This is a genomic window from Pseudomonas sp. WS 5071 (assembly GCF_012985765.1).
GTDB classification, from domain to species: domain Bacteria; phylum Pseudomonadota; class Gammaproteobacteria; order Pseudomonadales; family Pseudomonadaceae; genus Aquipseudomonas; species Aquipseudomonas lundensis_A.
Genome location: NZ_JAAQWY010000023.1, coordinates 60,428 through 79,287, shown reverse-complemented (window position 1 = coordinate 79,287; position 18,860 = coordinate 60,428). Strand labels below are relative to the sequence as shown.

Here is an 18,860-nt window from a genome sequence, read left to right as displayed (position 1 = left end):
AAAAGGGCTTTCCTGCCAAGGGTTGTTCTTGAGCGGCAGGCGCATTTTTTGAGTTTTACACACCGATGCGCAGAGCGCTTCGGCGAGTGAGGCAGGAAATGGTTTGAGCAGGCACACGCGCCGTTTGGTGTTGTCGGTAAAGTGCATGGTGGATTTGACCAGAGAGCAGAGTCGACAAATCGGTGGGCAGTTTGGCCACGTAAAGAGCAGGACGCGCCTAAGTGCAAGCAGGCGCGTCTCGTTTTGACCTGATTCCCTAGTGCTGTAGCGTTTTGGCGGTGGTTACTCGATCCACCAGATACACCAATCCGTGGTAGTCGATGCCGCCATGTTGTGTCAGACCAATCTCGCACGTACGGCTGGTTGAGATGCCTTCGCTGCACTGCTGCACCGCCTCTTTCAAGGTGCGCAGCGAGTGGGCGTTCAGCTCCGGGGTGGTAAAGCCTTTATCACCCGCAAAGCCACAACAGTGAATGCCTTCAGGGATAACGACCTCTTGGCTGCACAACCGCGCAATGTCGATCAGGGCCTGACTTTCGCCCAAGTGTTGCGTGCTGCACGTGACATGCACGGCAATCGGCGCTGCTTGCGGGGTGAAGCGCAACTTATCCACAAGGTGAGTGCGAATGAACCGCACCGGGTCGTACAGGTCGAGGCGGGTTTCGCCCAGGTCTTGCACCAGCCGCAGGGTGCACGGGCTGGTGTCGCAGTAGATCGGATCAAGCCCGCCACGGCTGGCGTGGAGTAGGGCGCCGATCAGTTCCTGACGTTTGTGTTCGGCCTGTTCGGCGTACCCTTTTGAGGCAAACGGCTGGCCGCAACACAGGCTGTCCAGGTTGTCCGGGAACACCACTTGGTAACCGGCTTTTTCCAAAAGGCCGCGGGTTTTATCCAGGAGCGACATTTGCTCGCGGTCGCCCGCTGCAGGGCCCATGACGCGGGATACGCATGCGGCCAAATAGACCACGCGCGGGCGCGCATCTTTGACCGGCGGGGCGAAACGTATCGCCTGCTCAGGTTGCGGCATGGCATTGGTCCACAGGGGAACGCGCCCTTTGCTGGCCCTGGTCAGCGTGGCAGACAGCCTGGCAAGACGCGGCGCACCCAGCATCATGCGCGCGCCATTGGCTACATGCAGCGTGAAGCGCGCACCTTGCAGCGTGGTCGCGAAGTGGTTGCCCAGCCAGTCGGCGGTCTTGGTGTGATCGGCTTTGCGCGCGCGCAGTTTCTTCACCAGCTCGCCCGTGTTGATACCGACCGGGCAGCGTTGGGCGCACAAACCGGTTGCGGCGCAAGTGTCGATGCCTTGGTATTCGTAGGCTTTTTCCAGCTCGCGGGTGTCCACGCCGGCGCGTTTTTTGGCCTGAATGTCACGCCAGATCACGATTCGCTGGCGCGGGCTGAGGGTCAAACCTTTAGACGGGCAGACCGGTTCGCAAAAACCGCACTCAATGCACTTATCCACAATCTCGTCAGCGGCGGGCAGCGGCTTGAGGTGTTTGAGGTGGATTTGCGGGTCTTCGCTGAGCACCACATCCGGGTTGAGAATGCCCTGCGGGTCGAGCAAGCGTTTGAGCGACCACATCAGTTGATAGGCATCGCTGCCCCATTCCAGCTCCACGAAGGGCGCCATGTTGCGGCCGGTGCCATGTTCAGCCTTGAGCGAGCCGCCGAACTCTACGGCGACCAACTGTGCCACGTCATCCATGAACGCTTGGTAGCGTGCGACTTCTTCTGGGCTGTTGAAGCCTTGGGTGAAGACGAAGTGCAGATTGCCTTCCAGCGCGTGTCCGAAAAGGATCGCTTCATCGTAGTGATGCTTGTCGAACAGCTCAATCAGACGGTTTACGCCGATAGCCAATTGTTCGACGGGGAAGGTTACGTCTTCGATGATCACTGTGGTGCCGGTTTTGCGCACAGCGCCTACGGCGGGGAAGGTATCTTTACGAATCGCCCACAGTTTGGCGTTTTCGGCCGGGTCTTCGGTGAAATCGACTTGCTTCTCGACAGGGAATGCCGACAGTGAGCCCATGATGTGCGCCAACTGCTCGTGCAATAACGTCTGCGTGGCTGCGCGAGATTCGATCAGCAGTGCGCAAGCATTGTTCGACAGTTGCTGTACGAACGCCGGCATGCCGGGTTTGTCCTGCACAGAACGCAGGCTGCGGCGATCGAGCAGTTCAACGGCAGAAACGGGTTGGCTTTTCAACACAGTTACAGCGTTACAGCAGGTTTCCACGTCCGGAAACACGATCAGCGCCGACGCTTTGTGCGGGTGATCAATAACGGTGTCGTAGGTCACCGCGCTGATAAAACCGAGGGTGCCTTCGCTGCCCACCAACACGTGGCTGAGGATATCCAGCGGGTCGTCAAAATCCACCAAGGCGTTGAGCGACAGTCCGGTGGTGTTTTTCAGGCGGTATTTATGGCGGATTTTTGCAGCCAATTCAGTGTTTGCGCGGGTTTCGCGGGCCAATGTCTCAAGGTGTTCGAGCATGGCACCATGGCTTTGACGAAAGGCGGTAACACTGGCTGCATCCTCGGTGTCGATGCGCGTGCCGTCGGCTAGCACAACGCGCATGCCCGCCAGCGTGTGGTAAGTATTTTGCGCCGTGCCGCAGCACATGCCGCTGGCGTTATTGGCGACAATGCCGCCAATTTTGCACGCATTGATCGAAGCCGGGTCGGGGCCGATCTTGCGCCCGAACGGCGCCAGCCACGCGTTAGCCTGGGCGCCAATCACACCTGGCTGCAAACGGATTTGCATGCCCTGACTGCGAATTTCTTTAGCGTTCCAGTTATCCCCGAGCACGATCAGCACCGAGTCGCTAATAGCCTGGCCGGACAAACTGGTGCCCGCTGCGCGGAAGGTCACCGAAACGTTGTCGCGCCTCGCTAAACGCAACAGTTCAACCACTTCATCTTCGGATTCAACCCGAACGACCAGTTTCGGAATCAATCGGTAGAAGCTCGCGTCGGTGCCGAATGCCAGCGTCGACAAGGCATCGGTGAAGCGCCGGTCGTGCGGGATCAGACATTCGGCGTCGCGCATAAACGTAGCGGGCAGGCTCATGCGTCCTCCAGGATCAACACCACCAGATCTTTCGGGCCATGGGCGCCATATGCCAGCACTTGCTCGATGTCGGCGGTTTTTGAAGGGCCGGACACCAGCAAGGCATTGGTCGGCATGCCTGCGGCCCAGTTCATTTCACGCTGCACGTGATAGAAGTTGTCGCGGATTTGACTGGCCTTGAGCAGAGCGAAATGCACGGGCGGCACCAGGCTCATCAAGCGTGGTTCTTCGGGCGTGGGCCACAGGATCAGGCTGCCGGTGGCGGCAATGGCGCCCAAGGTGGTGGTCAGGCTGGCGGGCGTGTCATTGAACAGCTCGTCTTTCCATTCCTCTACTCGACGATCGTAGGCTTTGAGTGCAGGTAGTGCGGGATTTTGCGCCCAATGTGCCGCCACTTTTTGCCCGTGTGGCGTCGTCGGGGCGATCAGCAGGCTCGGCAGCTGACGGTCGGTGACCAATTGCGCCAACAGGGCAGGCCAGCCCTGCTCGGTGCTTAGGTGAATTTCGGTGTGCACCGCTTCCATCAACTTGCGCAGTTGCGGGATGCGCTGTTCGGGGGTGTAGGTCCAGGGTTGCGTCACCAGAACTTCGTCAAAGTTGTCAGCCACAGGTGTTGTTCCTGTCAGGCTTTTACGCAATTTAGTAAGGATGTTGTGTTTGGCGCTCATCACTGGTCTCCCGACTTTTTCGCCAAGTGCTCGCGGGCCATGTCATGCAGCGAGCGGGCAGCGGGTTTTGGGGCGCTGTGGTTTTGGGTCCATGGTCCTACATTGTTCGGCGTCAATCCGCGCAGGCGGGTGGCGGCTTTCAGGAACAAACGGTAGAGGTTGGGCGAGCTATTGAGTTTGGCCCAGGCGTTCCAGATGAAGCGCTCCTTACGCGAGTACTTGCTGCCCTGACCACGCATGATGTGTGGCTGGGTGTCTGGCGCTTTGACGTTTTCTTCCCGCAGGCGACGCAGCAAGGCCGGGATAGGAATTTTGACCGGGCAGACCTCGCCGCAGGCGCCGCAAAGAGAAGACGCACTTGGGTGATCGGGCACTTTGGCCAGCCCGACCATGTGCGGTGTGATGATCGCGCCGATAGGACCGGGGTACACCTCGCCGTAGGCATGACCACCAATGCGCGTGTAAACCGGGCAGTGATTCATGCAGGCACCACACCGAATGCAATTGAGCGTCTGGCGCAGTTCACTGTCGGCAAACGCCTGGCTACGGCCGTTATCCAGCAATACCAAGTGCACCTCTTCGGGGCCGTCGAGCTCGCCGGGTTTGCGCGGGCCGGAGATCATGTTGACGTAAGTGGTGATGGGCTGGCCAAGGGCCGAGCGGGTCAGCAGCGACACTAGCGGCACCACATCGCGCAAGTTTTCGACGACTTTTTCGATGCCGGTCACCGCGATGTGCACGGGCGGCACAGTGGTCGACATACGGCCGTTGCCTTCGTTTTCAACGAGCAGCAAGGTGCCGGTTTCGGCCACGGCGAAGTTCACGCCGGAAACCCCGATGTCCGCTTCAAAGAATTTTTGTCGCAGTACACGGCGGCCAATCTGGATCAGTTGGTCGACGTCCTTGGTGTATTCCACGCCGAGTTTGTTGTGAAACAAGTCGGCTACTTGCCCGGCGTTTTTATGGATCGCGGGCATGATGATGTGGGATGGCTTTTCGTTATCGAGCTGAACGATGTACTCACCCATGTCAGATTCCAGGCATTCAATGCCTTGGGCGCCGAGCACGTGGTTCATTTCCATCTCTTCGCTGACCATCGATTTGCCTTTGATCACTTGCTTGGCCGCACGGCGACGGGCAATCGACAAGACGATCTCGTTCGCTTCCTCGACGGTCTCGGCCCAATGCACTTGCACACCGTTGCGGGTCAAGTTGGCTTCCAGGCGTTCCAGCAGGTCGGGCAGTTTGGATAAGGCGCGGGCGCGGATGGCATTGCCCAGGGCGCGCAGGTGTTCGCGTTCGTGAGCATCACTGAAGGCCACGGCGCGTTTGGTCATCAAAGAGTCCATGGCACTGCGAAAGTTATTTCTCAGTTGTTTGTCAGCCAAGGCTTCGTGGGCGCGCTCGCGGAAGTCCTCTTCGACGGCGACAGTCGGGATCAGTGTGCTGGTGCTCATTGTTCACCTCCGGTGCGCTGCCACAAGAAACTGGCCAGGTGCTGGCCACGCAGGGATTGTTTTTGTTTTTCCAGTGAGCCGTTGATGTTCATCAGGCAGCCGCAGTCGGCGGTCAGCACTTGATGCGCGCCGGTTTCAATCAGGGAGCGGGTCTTGTCGGCCACCATCGCCCCGGAAATATCCGGCATACGCACGCTGAATGTCCCACCAAAGCCGCAGCATTCACTTTCATGGCTATGGTCGATGCGTTCAACGTTGCTCAATTGGGCCAGCATTTCGCGGCCGTGCAGGTGGGTGTTCATTTCGCGCCGTGCAGAGCAGGAGGTGTGCAGTGCGACTTTGACTGGTGCGCCGTGGTCCTTGAATTGGACCTTGCACACGAACAGCAGGAATTCGGTGAGTTCGAAGGTACGTTCGGCCAGGGCGTGAACGCGCTTCAGGGTCTCGGGTTCGTCTTTGAACAAGTCTTCATAGTGCTCGCGCAACATGCCCGCGCAGGAGCCGGACGGCACCACGACCGGGTAGTCCTCGGCAAACAGGGCGAGTTGTGAGCGAGCGACGGCGCGCGCCTGTTCGGTGTAACCCGAAGTGTAGGCCGGTTGGCCGCAACAGCTTTGCCCTTGCGGGTAGTCCACTTCAATGCCTTCGCGTTCCAGCAGGTGAATCGCGTCCATGCCGGCTTCGGGGAAGAACAGGTCGACTACGCAAGTGCCAAACAGGTAAACCTTGGCCGGTTTTTGCGTGGGATAAATGCGTGGAACAGGCAGGGGCGGTGCGACACGGGTCGCGTTGGGCACGGCGTTGTAGAAAAGCTCGCTCATCAGGCGTCTCCGGGTGGTCCCGGTTTTGTGTCCGCCAAGCGTAGAAGCCAGGCAGACCGGGTCGTGAATGGCTGTCGCCGGGGCGTACCCCGGCGATTTTAACGTGCGATAACCATAGACCTATTAGTGCACCAGCATGCCGGTGAACCAGTAGGCTTGAGCCAGCGTGATCAACCCCACAATGGTGGCGAAAAACAGGCTGTGTTTCAGGGTGAAGCGGAACAAGTCGGATTCTTTACCCACCAGGCCGGTCGCCGCACAGGCGACGGCGATCGACTGCGGTGAGATCATTTTTCCGGTTACGCCGCCGCTGGTGTTGGCGGCCACCATCAAGGTATCGCTGACACCGATCTGGTGCGCGGTGGTGGCTTGCAGCGAGCTGAACAGGGCGTTGGACGACGTGTCGGAGCCTGTCAGGAATACGCCCAGCCAGCCAAGAAACGGCGAGAAGAACGGGAAGGCAGCGCCCGTACCGGCCAATACCAGTGCCATGGTCGAGGACATGCCCGAGTAATTGGTGACGAAAGCGAAGGCCAGCACCATGCCGATGGACAAGATTGGCCAGCGCAGTTCGAAGAACGTCTCTTTCAAAGTGGTCAGACCAGTCTTGACGTCGATTTTCAACACCAGCATCGAGATTAGCGCCGAGAAGAAAATCGCAGTGCCGGTCGCGGATATCGGGTCGAGTTTAAACACGGCAGCAATGGCGGTCGGTGCATTGACGATTGGAGCCGTTTTGATCACCAGTTGGTCGAGGTGCGGGATCGCAAAGTTGAACACCCAGCCGTACATCGCGCCGCCTGGCGAGAACATGGCCTTGAACGGTTTTAGTGTCCAGATGGTGACCAGCACGGTCAGGATCAGGAATGGGGACCACGCTTTCAGAATTTGCATCAGGCTGTAAGGCGATGCCAGCAGGTTGCTTGGTTTGCCGAAACCACCTGCGCTGGCAGTCACGATAACGTCCGAAGTGACGCCCGCAATCTGCGCACCTGCGGTACGTTTAGGCTGCCAGACTTTCAGAAACAGGGTCAGGCTGACCAGGCTGGCGAGGGCTGAGGTGATGTCCGGCAGCTCGGGGCCAATGAAGTTGGAGGTGAAGTACTGGGTCACGGCGAAACTCAGACCGGCCACCAGTGCTGCAGGCCAGGTTTCGCGCACGCCACGCAGGCCGTCCATCATGAACACTAGCCAGAATGGTACGAACAGTGACAGCAGCGGCAGTTGACGACCGGCCATGGCGCCGATTTTGAAGGCGTCGATGCCCGTTACTTGACCCGCCACGATGATCGGAATGCCCAGCGCGCCGAACGCGACCGGTGCGGTGTTGGCGATCAGGCACAGGCCCGCGGCGTACAGCGGGTTGAACCCCAGGCCAACCAGCAGCGCGGCAGTAATCGCGACCGGGGCACCGAAACCGGCTGCACCTTCAAGGAACGCGCCGAAGCAGAAGCCAATCAACAGCACTTGCAGGCGCTGGTCATCGGTGATCGACAGGACGGAGCTGCGGATAATTTCGAATTGACCGCTTTTTACGGTGAGTTTGTAGAGGAACACCGCGGCAACGATGATCCATGCAATTGGCCAGAGGCCGTAGGCAAATCCATAGCCCGCTGCTGCGAAGGCCATGTCGACAGGCATCTGGAAGGCGAAAATCGCCACCAGAATCGACAGAGCAAGGGTGATGCTGCCGGCGACGTGCCCTTTGAGACGGAACACGGCCAGAGCCAGAAAGAAGAATACGATCGGGACGACGGCGGCGAGTGCGGACAGACCGAGGCTGCCGAGCGGACTATAGAGCTGTTGCCAGGTTTGCATATGGGGTGGCCCCTAATTGTTATTGGTCGTTGCTGCTGGTCGCGCTTGGCTAATTGGTATTACCAATTTACAACCGCTGTCGGCTAGGTTAAAAGCCTTATGAGGGATGTGTCAATTTGCCGCCCTAAATCTTTTGTCTGACAAAACGTTGCCATGGCATCTGATGGGGTGTTTGCGTTTGCGTCTGGCAGGTGTCTAAAGTGCGCTAATCAGCGAGAATGGCGGCCTCCGGCGTGTGGTCGGGAGGGTGGAGAGAGTTATGGGGTTTGATCAGATTCGTCAGCGCCGTTTGTCTGACGATATTGTCGAGCAGCTTGAGGGCATGATCCTTGAGGGCACGTTGAAGTCGGGCGAGCGCTTACCGGCCGAGCGTGCGTTGGCTGAACAATTCGGGGTGTCGCGCCCGTCGTTGCGCGAGGCGATCCAAAAATTGTCGGCCAAGGGGTTGCTGGTCAGTCGCCAGGGTGGTGGCAATTATGTCGCGACGTCACTGGGGTCGACCTTCAGTGACCCCTTGTTGCAACTGCTTGAAAGCAACCCCGAGGCGCAACGCGACTTGTTGGAGTTTCGGCATACGCTGGAAGCGTCCTGCGCGTTTTATGCCGCCCTACGTGCCACGGACGTGGACCGTGAGCGTCTGCGCATGGCGTTTGAACGGTTGCAAGATTGTTACACGCGGGTCGATGAGGTCAGTCGTGCCGAAGAGGGCGAGGCTGACGCGAGTTTTCACTTGGCGATTGCCGAGGCGAGCCATAACGCGGTGTTGTTACACACGATTCGTGGGTTGTTTGATTTGCTCAAGCGCAACGTGGTGACCAATATCGGCGGGATGTACAAGCAGCGCAGCGAAACGCGAGACATGCTCATCAGTCAACATCGCGAATTGTACCTGGCGATTATTGAAGGGCGGGCTGAGGATGCACGAGAGGTGTCCAGTCGGCATCTGATGTATGTGCAGGAAGTCTTGGAGGAGGTACGTCAGGAAGTTCAGCGCACAGCGCGTGCTGAGCGGCGCAATGGTTTGTAAGGGGTAAAACCTTCAGCAACAACAACGCTCGCGATTGAGGTCACCCTGATAGTCGGGTTGGGCCCATCGCGAGCTGGTAGGCAGTCGAAGAGGGTTAGTCTTCCTTGCCCTTGTTGCGTACCGCGCGTTGCAGCTCACGATCGGAGTCGCGCTCGCGTTCGGTATGACGCTTGTCGTATTCCTTCTTGCCTTTACCCAGGGCAATTTCACACTTGATCAAGTGTTTGCTCCAGTAAAGCGAGAGGCAGACGCAGGCGTAACCCTTCTGCTGCACCGAGGCAAACAGCTTTTCAAGCTCGCGCTTGTTGAGCAGCAGTTTGCGGCTGCGCGTCGGGTCGGCAATAACGTGCGTGCTGGCGGTCGTCAGGGGGGCGATGTGGCTGCCGAGCAACCAGGCTTCACCGTCCTTGAGAAGCACGTAGCTGTCGACTAACTGTGCCTTGCCTGCACGCAGACTTTTTACTTCCCAGCCGGCCAGGACCAGACCAGCCTCGAACCGATGTTCGATGAAGTAATCGTGTCGCGCCTTTTTGTTCTGCGCGATGGTCCCTGTGGGGTGTTTCTTCTGTTTAGCCATAGGGGCGGCATTATAGGCAGTTGCGAGCAAGTCGGCTACGGGCACCTGCGTGCTTGAGCGCGTAGGTTGAATCCCGGACAATGCGCCCTCTTTTTTATCGGTTGGGCGTAGTAACGATGTCGACAGACAAGGTTTCTGTCCACGGCAGTTGGGCAAGCCGTTGGGTCTTTATTCTCGCTGCGACCGGTTCTGCCGTGGGTTTGGGCAGTATCTGGAAATTCCCCTACATGGTTGGCGTCTATGGGGGTGGTGCGTTTGTGCTGGTGTTTTTGGCCTGTATCGCGCTGATCGGTGTCCCGGTCATGCTGGCTGAAACGTTGATCGGGCGGCGCGCGCGGCTTAGTCCGGCAAATGCCTTGAAGGTACTGGCGGTGGAGGCAGGCCATTCGGCGCGATGGTCTTGGTGGGCTTTCGCCGGGATGATTACGGCATTACTGATTCTATCTTTTTACAGTGTGGTCGGCGGTTGGTCGCTGGATTACATCCTCAATATGGGCAAGGGCGACTTTCAGGGCGCGACGGCCGATCAGGTGGGGGCGTATTTCGGTCACCTCATCGCTGATCCGTGGCGGCTGACCTTCTGGCATACCGCGTTTATGTTGCTTTCTGCCTATGTGATTGCCAAAGGCGTAGTGGCTGGGCTTGAGCGCAGTTTGCGCATCATGATGCCGATTCTGTTTGTGCTGCTGTTGGTGTTGCTCGGGTACAGCATGACCACCGGGCATTTCATGGAAGGCGTGCATTTTATGTTCGACTTCAACCCTGATCGCGTGATGGACGGTTTGCTCGCCGCGATGGGGCATGCGTTTTTTTCCCTCAGTGTGGGTGTGGGTTCGATCATGATCTACGGTGCTTATATGCCGAAGAATGCGTCGATATCAGGGACGGTTGTAGGCGTGGCGTTGATCGATACGTTTGTCTCATTGCTCGCTGGGCTGGCATTGTTTCCAATTGTGTTTGCATCGGGTTTGAACCCCAGTGAAGGACCGGGACTGATGTTTGTCACGTTGCCTTTTGCGTTTGGCAACGTGGCGTTTGGCCAATTGATGGGGGTGGTGTTTTTTGTGCTGGTGGCTGTTGCGGCCTGGAGCTCGGCCATTTCCCTGCTCGAACCAATGGTGGCTTATCTGGTAGAGCGAACCAAAATCCGTCGTTTGTGGGTCACTTTCTGGCTGGCGTTCAGTTGCTGGTTTGTCGGATTGGGTACGGTGTTCTCGTTCAATATCTGGAAGCAGGCCAAATTTTTCGTGAACGAAGAATCCGGTTTTCGCCTCTACCAATGGGGTGCGGAGCATGGTCTTGACTTCTTTGGTGTCGTCGATTTCCTCACCTCGCGTATCATGCTGCCTTTGGGTGGACTGTGTTTCGTAGTCTTTGCGGGCTGGATCATGGGCCGTGGTGCGGTTCGCGACGAGTTGTCGATGCGCAGCCCGGTGTTGTTCGCCTTGACTCTTTTTTTGATGCGCTATGTGGCGCCACTCGGCATCCTGATCGTGTTTGCCGCCCAGCTGTGGAAGTAACGCTGACATGACTACCCATATTCAACGCTCCGCCTTGTTGCCTTATCCCGCGCAGGCTTTGTATGACTTGGTCAATGATGTGGCCAAGTACCCCGAGTTTTTGCCGTGGTGCTCCTCGGCCGAGATCCTTGAACGTACGGAGGTGCTCATGCGCGCCAGTCTGGGCGTGGCAAAGGGCGGCTTGAGCCAGCACTTTGTGACGCGCAATACGCTGGTGCCGGGCCAGTCGATCGAGATGAACCTGGAGGAGGGACCGTTCACCAAGCTGCATGGTGTGTGGGTCTTCAAACCGTTGGGCGAAAAAGCCTGCAAGATCAGCCTGGACATGACGTTTGACTACGCGGGCGCGCTAGTCAAAGCCACACTGGGACCCTTGTTCAATCAGGCGGCCAACACCTTGGTGGATGCGTTCTGCCAACGCGCCAAGCAACTGTATGGCTGAGTCTATGATTGCAATTGAGGTGGTGTACGCTTCGGTCGAGCGACAGCGTCTACTGGCGCTGACTGTTGCTAAAGGCACCAGCGTGCGCTCAGCCGTTTTAGCGTCGGGCTTGAGTGAAGCGTTCCCGGAACTTGATTTGGCAAATTGCCCGGTTGGAATCTTCGGTAAACAGATTAATGCCCCTGAAGAGCGAGTGTTGGAAGCCGGTGATCGAGTGGAAATTTATCGACCGCTTGTGGCAGATCCCAAAGAAATTCGTCGTCAACGTGCTGCGAGAGCGGCAGAGGCCAAGCGCCTTAACCCTTCCTCATAGTTTTCGCTGACAACAAAAAGCCCGGCACGCCGGGCTTTTTTGTACCGAACGCTTATTGTTCGGTTGTATCCAGAGGTTCTGGAGTCGGGACAGGCACTGTTTCGACCCCGTCGACATCCTTCTGGATTTGATCCAGCAACGATCCAGGCTTGGCCGGGACCTCACTCTTCTCGGTTGGAGCAGCCGGCGTGGTCACATTTGCGCCGCCGTCTTTGCCGAGAATGGCTTCGTCTTTGCTGACGCCAGGCATGAAGTCGCCTGACAAGCTGACGAGCTGGTCGTTTTCATTGAAGAACACGCTGACGCGTTCCTGTTGGCGTTCACCGCCGCCTGGTTGGAGGCTATACAAATAATCCCAACGATCCGGATGGAATGTATCGGTCAGCAGGGCGTTCCCCATGATAAACCGCACTTGCCGGCGGGTCATTCCCGGGCGTAACTGGTTTATCATGTCCTGCGTGACGACATTGCCCTGCTGGATGTCGATTTTGTAAACCCCGGGGAATGAACAACCGGCGAGTGCGAGCAGTCCCACAAAGGTGAAACTGGTTAGCAAGAGCTTGGTGTTTTGCATCGGTGGGCGACTTCCACTATCTTGGCTGGGACAACGTAAACGCCGATCATACCCGTATTAAGAGAAGCTGCGAAGCGGCTTCCGCGAGAAAGCTAACCATGGTTGAAAATAGCGAACTACGTAAGGCCGGACTTAAGGTGACTCTGCCGCGAGTCAAAATTCTACAAATGCTTGATTCTGCTGATCAGCGTCACATGAGTGCCGAGGACGTTTACAAGGCGCTTATGCAGGCAGGCGAGGACGTCGGTCTGGCCACGGTTTATCGTGTGCTGACCCAGTTCGAGTCCGCCGGGCTGGTGATTCGCCACAATTTCGATGGCGGTCATGCGGTGTTCGAGTTAGCAGATGCTGACGGTGGCCACCACGACCATATGGTCAACGTTGAAAGCGGAGAAGTGATTGAGTTTTTCGATGAAGACATCGAGAAGCTGCAGCACGCAATCGCCGAGAAACATGGCGTTGAGCTGGTGGATCACAACTTGGTTCTCTACGTACGTAAGAAAACCAAGTAAGCAAGGCACGCGAATTCAGGTTCGTGAAACGATCGAAGGCGACCCAAGGGTCGCCTTCGTGCTTTCTGTGGGATGACCGTTCGTCGTTAAGCTGCCTGATTTTTTGCTGATACGACCATTTTCTTCGCGTGCGCCAAAGACTCTTTGGTCAGATCGATGCCGCCCAGCATGCGCGCAACCTCTTCCACGCGCTCTTTTTGACTCAGTTTGGATACCGCTGTCCGCGTAGCCTCGCTGTCCCTAACTTTGTGCACGAAAAGATGCTGGTGGCACTGCGCAGCGACTTGAGGCAAGTGTGTGACGGTCAAGACTTGACCGCGGTCGCCGAGGCGGCGTAGCAGTTGACCTACAATCTCGGCTGTAGGGCCGCCAATACCCACGTCCACTTCGTCGAAGACCAGAGTCGGAACGCGTGAGGTTTGCGCGGTGATTACCTGAATAGCCAAGCTGATACGTGACAGTTCACCGCCAGACGCTACTTTGGCCAGCGCTTTGAGCGGCTGTCCGGGGTTTGCGCTGACCAGCAGTTCGACGTGTTCCAGGCCGAAAGGCTGTGGGTCGGTACTGTTTTGCGGCTTTAATTCAATGACGAAACGACCTCCCGGCATGCCGAGGCGCTGAATTTCTTCTTCTACAGCGCTGCCCAGGCGCGTAGCGGCCTGAGTGCGAATGTTGCTGAGTTCACGCGCGCATTCTTGGTAATGACGTGCAAACGCTGTCAGCTCAGTGGCCAGCCTTTCGATGGATTCATCATTGGCGTTCAGCGTTTCCAGCTCATCCATCAATTTTTGTTGCAGGGCATAGACCTCGGCAGGTTGAACGCGATGTTTGCGTGCCATGGTATAGATGGAGTCGAGACGCTCCTCCAGATATTGCAGGCGACGCGGGTCAGCATCGAAGTGGTCGAGAAAGCGATTCAGCTCACCGACTGCTTCTTCAACCTGGATCTGGGCACTGGCAAGCAAATCAGAAGCTTCGTTCAGTGCGCTGGTATTGTTGTTGACACTGGCCAAGCGATTGAGGCTGCCGGTGAGCGTGTTAAGCACATTGCCGGAGTCGCTTTCACTGCATTGCTCGACCACTTGGCGGCAAATTGAAAGTAAAGCTTCGGCATTGGTAAGGCTTTTGTGTTCCTGCTCCAGCTCTTCCAGCTCATTTTCAGCAAGCGCCAGGTTGTCTAGCTCTTCGAGTTGATAACTGAGCAACTGATGGCGAGCTTGCTGCTCATCGCCAGAGTTGGAAAGATGCTCAAATTCTTGTTTGGTTTGACGCCAGCGTTGTGCCGCGAGCTGTACCTGTCGGGCCAAGTCGGTCGCGCCTGCAAATTCATCGAGCAACCGACGGTGTGTTTCGGGTTTTAGCAGCGATTGATGTTCATGTTGGCTATGAATGTCGATCAACAGCTCGCCAAGGGCTTTGAGGTCGCCTTGTGGACAAGGCGTGCCGTTGATATATCCACGGGAACGTCCCTCGCTGGTAATGACTCGCCGCAGAATGCAGGGGCCGTCATTCTCGAGATCCCGTTCGGCCAGCCATGCTTGTGCTTCGGGGATTTCTTGCAAATCGAAAGTGGCGAGAATGTCTGCCTTGTCTGCGCCAGGACGCACGACACCACTGTCCGCGCGGTCGCCCAGCGTTAACCCCAGGGCATCGAGCATGATCGATTTGCCGGCGCCGGTTTCGCCAGTGATTACACTCATACCGCGATCGAGCTCCAGATCGAGATGTTCAACGATGGCGTAGTTGTGTACGGACAGGTGCACCAGCATGGGGGCCGCTCCAAAACGTAATGTCTGGTTATTTATACAGTGTTTTTGAGCGGGCTGACAATGGGCAGGCTTAGTTCGATTTACACCGCATTTGCTATTTTTTAGGTCGTTTGGTTTTTTGGTAGAGCGTGCGCTTGATTGAGATAACTCATGCCTTCCGTTTTTCTGGCTCTTGAACCTGAGAATTGCGACCCCATATACCTTGGCACAAGCGCGAACTTGAATTCGCGGACAAAGTTTGAAAGGAGAAATCTATGGCAGACGAACAGACTATGGATACGCAGAACCAAGATGCTAATCAGGCCGCCGATGCATCAGGCGAAGATCTGGTAGCCCGTGTGCAGGTGCTTGAAGAGCAACTGGCAGCCGCCAATGATCAGGCTCTGCGTGTAGCTGCCGATCTGCAGAACGTCCGCCGCCGTGCCGAGCAGGACGTTGAGAAAGCACATAAATTCGCTCTGGAAAAATTTGCTGGCGATCTGCTGCCAGTGATCGACAGCCTGGAACGTGGGCTTGAACTGTCGAGCCCTGATGACGAGAGCATTCGACCGATGCGTGAAGGTATCGAGCTGACACTTAAAATGTTCCAGGACACCCTGAAGCGTTATCAGCTGGAGGCCATTGATCCGCACGGCGAACCGTTCAATGCCGAGCATCATCAGGCGATGGCCATGCAAGAAAGTGCTGACGTTGAGCCCAATAGCGTTCTTAAGGTGTTCCAAAAGGGTTATCAACTCAATGGCCGCCTGTTGCGCCCGGCGATGGTCGTGGTAAGCAAGGCGCCGGCACCGGTTTCGCCTTCAATTGATGAGCAGGCTTGAAATCGGTCGCAAGGCCCCCATTTAGAAGTCAAGCGTTTAAGTAATGCCGCAGTTGGTCATTACTGCTGCGGCAAAAAAATTCAAATTTAGGGAGAGTTAACATGGGCAGAATTATCGGTATTGACTTGGGCACCACCAACTCGTGTGTGTCTGTTCTGGAAAACGGCAAGGCCAAAGTGATTGAAAACGCAGAAGGCGCGCGTACTACGCCTTCGATCATTGCGTACGCCAATGACGGCGAAATTTTGGTTGGTCAGTCGGCCAAGCGTCAGGCAGTGACCAATCCGCATAACACCCTGTACGCGGTGAAGCGTCTGATCGGTCGTCGTTTTGATGAAGAAGTTGTACAGAAAGACATCCAGATGGTGCCTTACAAAATCGTCAAGGCAGACAATGGCGATGCTTGGGTTGAAGTGAACGGCCAAAAAATGGCTCCGCCACAAATTTCGGCTGAAATCCTGAAAAAAATGAAGAAAACCGCCGAAGACTACCTCGGCGAGCCAGTGACTGAAGCGGTTATTACCGTTCCGGCTTACTTCAACGACAGCCAGCGTCAGGCAACCAAAGACGCGGGCCGTATTGCTGGTCTGGACGTAAAACGCATCATCAACGAACCTACCGCAGCTGCTCTGGCTTACGGTATGGACAAAGCGAAGGGCGACCACACTGTCATCGTTTATGACTTGGGTGGCGGTACATTCGACGTGTCGGTAATTGAAATTGCTGAAGTTGATGGCGAGCATCAGTTTGAAGTGCTGGCAACCAATGGTGACACGTTCCTGGGTGGTGAAGACTTCGATATCCGTCTGATCGACTACCTGGTTGACGAATTCAAGAAAGAAAGCGGTATGAACCTCAAAGGTGACCCGCTGGCGATGCAGCGTCTGAAAGAAGCTGCTGAAAAAGCCAAAATCGAACTGTCTTCGAGCCAGTCGACTGACGTGAATCTGCCTTACATCACTGCAGATGCCACTGGTCCTAAGCACTTGAACGTGAAGATCTCTCGCGCCAAGTTGGAATCGCTGGTTGAAGATCTGGTTCAGCGCACAATCGAGCCTTGCCGTCTGGCGTTGAAAGATGCCGGCATTGATGTGGGTGCTATCAACGATGTCATTCTGGTTGGTGGTCAGACCCGTATGCCATTGGTGCAGAAGCTGGTAACTGAGTTCTTTGGCAAAGAAGCACGTAAAGACGTGAACCCGGACGAAGCGGTTGCCATGGGTGCTGCTATTCAGGGCGCGGTTTTGGCGGGTGATGTTAAAGACGTACTGTTGCTGGACGTAAGCCCGCTGACGTTGGGTATCGAAACCATGGGCGGCGTGATGACGCCTCTGATCGAGAAAAACACCACGATTCCTACCAAGAAATCGCAAGTGTTCTCGACTGCAGACGATAACCAGGGCGCGGTAACCATTCACGTGCTTCAAGGTGAGCGTAAGCAAGCGGCTCAGAACAAGTCGTTGGGTAAATTCGACCTGGCTGACATTCCACCAGCTCCACGTGGCGTGCCTCAGATCGAAGTGACTTTCGATATCGATGCCAACGGTATTTTGAACGTAAGTGCGAAAGACAAGGCGACTGGCAAGTCTCAGTCCATCGTGATCAAGGCTAACTCGGGTCTGTCCGAGGAAGAGATTGCTCAGATGGTGCGTGATGCTGAGGTCAACGCTGAAGAAGACCGCAAGTTCGAAGAGCTGGCCGCTGCACGTAACCAGGGCGACGCGCTGGTTCACTCGACTCGTAAAATGATCGCTGATGCTGGCGACAAGGTTACCGAGGAAGAGAAAGCAGCGATCGAAGCCGCTGTAGTTGCTCTTGAAGCTGCTGTTAAGGGCGATGACAAAGCCGCTATCGACGCCAAGGTTGAAGAGCTGTCCAAAGTGTCGGCTCCGGTTGCTCAGAAGATGTACGCCGAGCAAGCGAACCCTGCGGACGCTGCGTCCAAGCCAGCTGACTCGGCTGAAAAAGCTGACGACGTTGTCGACGCTGAGTTTGAAGAAGTAAAAGACAACAAGTAATTAGCTTGTTTGTCGGCCGGTTGACCGTGCACATGCGGTGACTGGTAGGATGTCGCCGCGCGGGAGCTAGCTCCCGCGTTGGCGTGTCTGGAGTTGAAGAATTTTTACAGCATGCGACAAGGTCGGGTGCTGGCGGTCTGGCTCGAAACCTTCTTGTATTTCGGCCTGTAGTTACCGCTCCTGTCGGCCAACGCATTGGCTGTTAATCAGAAACCAAAATCGTTGAAAAAGACGTGAGTCGAGACTGATCTCTATCGGGCTTGGCGGGTTTGGTGAGGCTCGGGAGGGTTTTGCCGAACGTCCTTGAGAGTGCAAAGAATTATGGCAAAGCGCGACTATTACGAAATTTTGGGTGTTGAGCGCACCTCTACCGAGGTAGAGCTGAAAAAAGCTTATCGCCGTTTAGCAATGAAGCATCACCCGGATCGCAATCCAGACGACAAGGCTTCTGAAGAGCTTTTCAAAGAGGCCAATGAGGCCTATGAAGTCCTCTCGGATTCAAGCAAGCGTGCTGCTTACGATCAGTATGGCCATGCTGGCGTAGACCCGCAGATGGGTGGCGGCGGAGGTGGTTTTGGTGGGCAGAATTTCTCCGATATTTTCGGGGATGTGTTCAGTGATTTCTTTGGTGGTGGTCGTGGCGGCTCCCGGGGTGGTGCTCAGCGCGGTAGCGATTTGCGCTATACGCTGGAGCTGGACCTGGAAGAGGCTGTTCGCGGTACAACCGTCAATATCCGTGTTCCGACGCAAGTTAATTGCAAGCCGTGCGATGGCTCGGGAGCCAAGAAGGGTTCATCGCCCGTCACGTGCCCGACGTGTGGCGGCATTGGTCAAGTTCGCATGCAGCAGGGTTTCTTTGCTGTGCAGCAGACCTGTCCGCGCTGTCATGGCCAAGGCAAGATCATCTCCGACCCTTGCGACAGTTGTCACGGTGCGGGTCGTGTAGAAGAGTACAAAACCCTTTCTGTAAAAGTGCCTGCTGGCGTGGATACAGGTGACCGTATTCGTCTTTCCGGTGAAGGTGAGGCGGGCGTTCAAGGTGGCCCTACCGGCGACCTTTATGTGGTGATCGATGTGCGCGAGCACGCGATTTTTCAGCGCGATGGCAAGCATCTCTTCTGCGAAGTGCCAATCAGCGTGGCAGATGCCGCGCTAGGTGCTGAGCTTGAAGTGCCGACGCTGGATGGTCGGGTCAAGCTGAAAATTCCGGAAGGTACTCAGACCGGCAAGCAGTTCCGCCTGCGCGGCAAGGGTGTTGCGCCAGTGCGTGGTGGTGGTGCCGGTGATTTGATGTGTCGCGTTGTGGTTGAAACGCCTGTCAAATTGAGTCGTCGCCAGCGCGAGCTGATGGAAGAGTTCCGAACTACCCTCGAAGGTGATAGCAGTCATTCGCCGAATGCCACAGGCTGGTTTGAAGGCGTGAAACGCTTCTTCGGCGATTTGTAAGGGG

General features: G+C 56.4%; 16 protein-coding genes. 8 read left to right on the top strand and 8 right to left on the bottom strand.

The window, feature by feature from the left end; translation table 11 throughout:
• Positions 1–256 precede the first annotated feature (256 nt).
• The 5 genes from HBN61_RS15235 to HBN61_RS15215 all read right to left on the bottom strand — a co-directional run bounded on the left by HBN61_RS15235 (position 257) and on the right by HBN61_RS15215 (position 7,837).
• Positions 257–3,073, bottom strand: a complete 2,817-nt coding sequence (locus HBN61_RS15235) for an FAD-binding and (Fe-S)-binding domain-containing protein (RefSeq protein ID WP_170047065.1) — start codon at positions 3,071–3,073, stop codon at positions 257–259.
• A complete protein-coding gene (locus HBN61_RS15230; RefSeq protein ID WP_169965418.1) occupies positions 3,070–3,741 on the bottom strand; it encodes a LutC/YkgG family protein in 672 nt (223 codons plus the stop codon). Before HBN61_RS15230 ends, HBN61_RS15235 begins: the two co-directional genes overlap by 4 nt.
• Positions 3,741–5,198, bottom strand: coding sequence for a LutB/LldF family L-lactate oxidation iron-sulfur protein (locus HBN61_RS15225; protein WP_170047063.1), 1,458 nt, complete (start codon positions 5,196–5,198; stop codon positions 3,741–3,743). The genes HBN61_RS15230 and HBN61_RS15225 overlap by 1 nt, the downstream gene beginning before the upstream one ends.
• The gene (locus HBN61_RS15220; RefSeq protein ID WP_094993163.1) at positions 5,195–6,019 is read right to left on the bottom strand and encodes a (Fe-S)-binding protein; all 825 of its coding nucleotides are present in this window, start codon (positions 6,017–6,019) and stop codon (positions 5,195–5,197) included. Before HBN61_RS15220 ends, HBN61_RS15225 begins: the two co-directional genes overlap by 4 nt.
• A 123-nt stretch (positions 6,020–6,142) precedes the next feature.
• On the bottom strand, positions 6,143–7,837 hold the full coding sequence (locus HBN61_RS15215; RefSeq protein ID WP_094993162.1) for a lactate permease LctP family transporter: 1,695 nt from the start codon (positions 7,835–7,837) through the stop codon (positions 6,143–6,145).
• 259 nt (positions 7,838–8,096) lie between these two features.
• On the opposite strand from HBN61_RS15215, the gene HBN61_RS15210 reads away from it, so the two are divergent.
• Positions 8,097–8,864, top strand: a complete 768-nt coding sequence (locus HBN61_RS15210) for a GntR family transcriptional regulator (protein WP_169965414.1) — start codon at positions 8,097–8,099, stop codon at positions 8,862–8,864.
• A gap of 94 nt (positions 8,865–8,958) precedes the next feature.
• On the opposite strand, the gene smpB is transcribed toward HBN61_RS15210, so the two are convergent.
• Positions 8,959–9,441 carry an SsrA-binding protein SmpB gene (gene smpB / locus HBN61_RS15205; RefSeq protein WP_016783457.1) on the bottom strand — a complete coding sequence of 161 codons (483 nt, stop codon included), beginning with the start codon at positions 9,439–9,441 and terminating at the stop codon, positions 8,959–8,961.
• A gap of 116 nt (positions 9,442–9,557) precedes the next feature.
• Between smpB and HBN61_RS15200 the strand changes: the two genes are divergently transcribed.
• The 3 genes from HBN61_RS15200 to HBN61_RS15190 are packed head-to-tail and all read left to right on the top strand — an operon-like array spanning position 9,558 to position 11,716.
• Positions 9,558–10,961 carry a sodium-dependent transporter gene (locus tag HBN61_RS15200; protein ID WP_170047061.1) on the top strand — a complete coding sequence of 468 codons (1,404 nt, stop codon included), beginning with the start codon at positions 9,558–9,560 and terminating at the stop codon, positions 10,959–10,961.
• A gap of 7 nt (positions 10,962–10,968) precedes the next feature.
• Positions 10,969–11,403 carry a type II toxin-antitoxin system RatA family toxin gene (locus HBN61_RS15195; protein WP_094993159.1) on the top strand — a complete coding sequence of 145 codons (435 nt, stop codon included), beginning with the start codon at positions 10,969–10,971 and terminating at the stop codon, positions 11,401–11,403.
• Positions 11,396–11,716, top strand: a complete 321-nt coding sequence (locus HBN61_RS15190) for an RnfH family protein (protein WP_170047059.1) — start codon at positions 11,396–11,398, stop codon at positions 11,714–11,716. Before HBN61_RS15195 ends, HBN61_RS15190 begins: the two co-directional genes overlap by 8 nt.
• Positions 11,717–11,768: 52 nt before the next feature.
• On the opposite strand, the gene HBN61_RS15185 is transcribed toward HBN61_RS15190, so the two are convergent.
• Positions 11,769–12,290, bottom strand: coding sequence for an outer membrane protein assembly factor BamE (locus HBN61_RS15185; protein WP_094993157.1), 522 nt, complete (start codon positions 12,288–12,290; stop codon positions 11,769–11,771).
• A gap of 98 nt (positions 12,291–12,388) precedes the next feature.
• Between HBN61_RS15185 and fur the strand changes: the two genes are divergently transcribed.
• Positions 12,389–12,802: a ferric iron uptake transcriptional regulator gene (gene fur, locus HBN61_RS15180; protein ID WP_047277561.1), complete on the top strand. Its 414-nt coding sequence runs from the start codon at positions 12,389–12,391 to the stop codon at positions 12,800–12,802.
• A gap of 86 nt (positions 12,803–12,888) precedes the next feature.
• Here the strand turns inward: fur and recN are convergent, their stop codons facing one another.
• Positions 12,889–14,571: a DNA repair protein RecN gene (recN, locus tag HBN61_RS15175; RefSeq protein ID WP_169965410.1), complete on the bottom strand. Its 1,683-nt coding sequence runs from the start codon at positions 14,569–14,571 to the stop codon at positions 12,889–12,891.
• A 254-nt stretch (positions 14,572–14,825) separates the two neighbouring features.
• On the opposite strand from recN, the gene grpE reads away from it, so the two are divergent.
• From grpE to dnaJ, 3 genes are all read left to right on the top strand, one after another.
• Complete coding sequence (grpE, locus tag HBN61_RS15170) at positions 14,826–15,392, top strand: nucleotide exchange factor GrpE (RefSeq protein WP_047277558.1); 567 nt, start codon at positions 14,826–14,828, stop codon at positions 15,390–15,392.
• Positions 15,393–15,493: 101 nt separating this feature from the next.
• Positions 15,494–17,410: a molecular chaperone DnaK gene (gene dnaK, locus HBN61_RS15165; RefSeq protein WP_094993154.1), complete on the top strand. Its 1,917-nt coding sequence runs from the start codon at positions 15,494–15,496 to the stop codon at positions 17,408–17,410.
• A 321-nt stretch (positions 17,411–17,731) separates the two neighbouring features.
• Complete coding sequence (gene dnaJ / locus HBN61_RS15160) at positions 17,732–18,856, top strand: molecular chaperone DnaJ (RefSeq protein WP_047277553.1); 1,125 nt, start codon at positions 17,732–17,734, stop codon at positions 18,854–18,856.
• Positions 18,857–18,860 lie beyond the last annotated feature (4 nt).

What these genes read in the sequence shown, in the direction of transcription:
- HBN61_RS15235 (WP_170047065.1), bottom strand. Translation starts at nt 3,073, where the DNA reads ATGAGCCTGCCCGCTACGTTTATGCGCGACGCCGAATGTCTGATCCCG.
- HBN61_RS15230 (WP_169965418.1), bottom strand. Translation starts at nt 3,741, where the DNA reads ATGAGCGCCAAACACAACATCCTTACTAAATTGCGTAAAAGCCTGACA.
- HBN61_RS15225 (WP_170047063.1), bottom strand. Translation starts at nt 5,198, where the DNA reads ATGAGCACCAGCACACTGATCCCGACTGTCGCCGTCGAAGAGGACTTC.
- HBN61_RS15220 (WP_094993163.1), bottom strand. Translation starts at nt 6,019, where the DNA reads ATGAGCGAGCTTTTCTACAACGCCGTGCCCAACGCGACCCGTGTCGCA.
- HBN61_RS15215 (WP_094993162.1), bottom strand. Translation starts at nt 7,837, where the DNA reads ATGCAAACCTGGCAACAGCTCTATAGTCCGCTCGGCAGCCTCGGTCTG.
- HBN61_RS15210 (WP_169965414.1), top strand. Translation starts at nt 8,097, where the DNA reads ATGGGGTTTGATCAGATTCGTCAGCGCCGTTTGTCTGACGATATTGTC.
- smpB (WP_016783457.1), bottom strand. Translation starts at nt 9,441, where the DNA reads ATGGCTAAACAGAAGAAACACCCCACAGGGACCATCGCGCAGAACAAA.
- HBN61_RS15200 (WP_170047061.1), top strand. Translation starts at nt 9,558, where the DNA reads ATGTCGACAGACAAGGTTTCTGTCCACGGCAGTTGGGCAAGCCGTTGG.
- HBN61_RS15195 (WP_094993159.1), top strand. Translation starts at nt 10,969, where the DNA reads ATGACTACCCATATTCAACGCTCCGCCTTGTTGCCTTATCCCGCGCAG.
- HBN61_RS15190 (WP_170047059.1), top strand. Translation starts at nt 11,396, where the DNA reads ATGGCTGAGTCTATGATTGCAATTGAGGTGGTGTACGCTTCGGTCGAG.
- HBN61_RS15185 (WP_094993157.1), bottom strand. Translation starts at nt 12,290, where the DNA reads ATGCAAAACACCAAGCTCTTGCTAACCAGTTTCACCTTTGTGGGACTG.
- fur (WP_047277561.1), top strand. Translation starts at nt 12,389, where the DNA reads ATGGTTGAAAATAGCGAACTACGTAAGGCCGGACTTAAGGTGACTCTG.
- recN (WP_169965410.1), bottom strand. Translation starts at nt 14,571, where the DNA reads ATGCTGGTGCACCTGTCCGTACACAACTACGCCATCGTTGAACATCTC.
- grpE (WP_047277558.1), top strand. Translation starts at nt 14,826, where the DNA reads ATGGCAGACGAACAGACTATGGATACGCAGAACCAAGATGCTAATCAG.
- dnaK (WP_094993154.1), top strand. Translation starts at nt 15,494, where the DNA reads ATGGGCAGAATTATCGGTATTGACTTGGGCACCACCAACTCGTGTGTG.
- dnaJ (WP_047277553.1), top strand. Translation starts at nt 17,732, where the DNA reads ATGGCAAAGCGCGACTATTACGAAATTTTGGGTGTTGAGCGCACCTCT.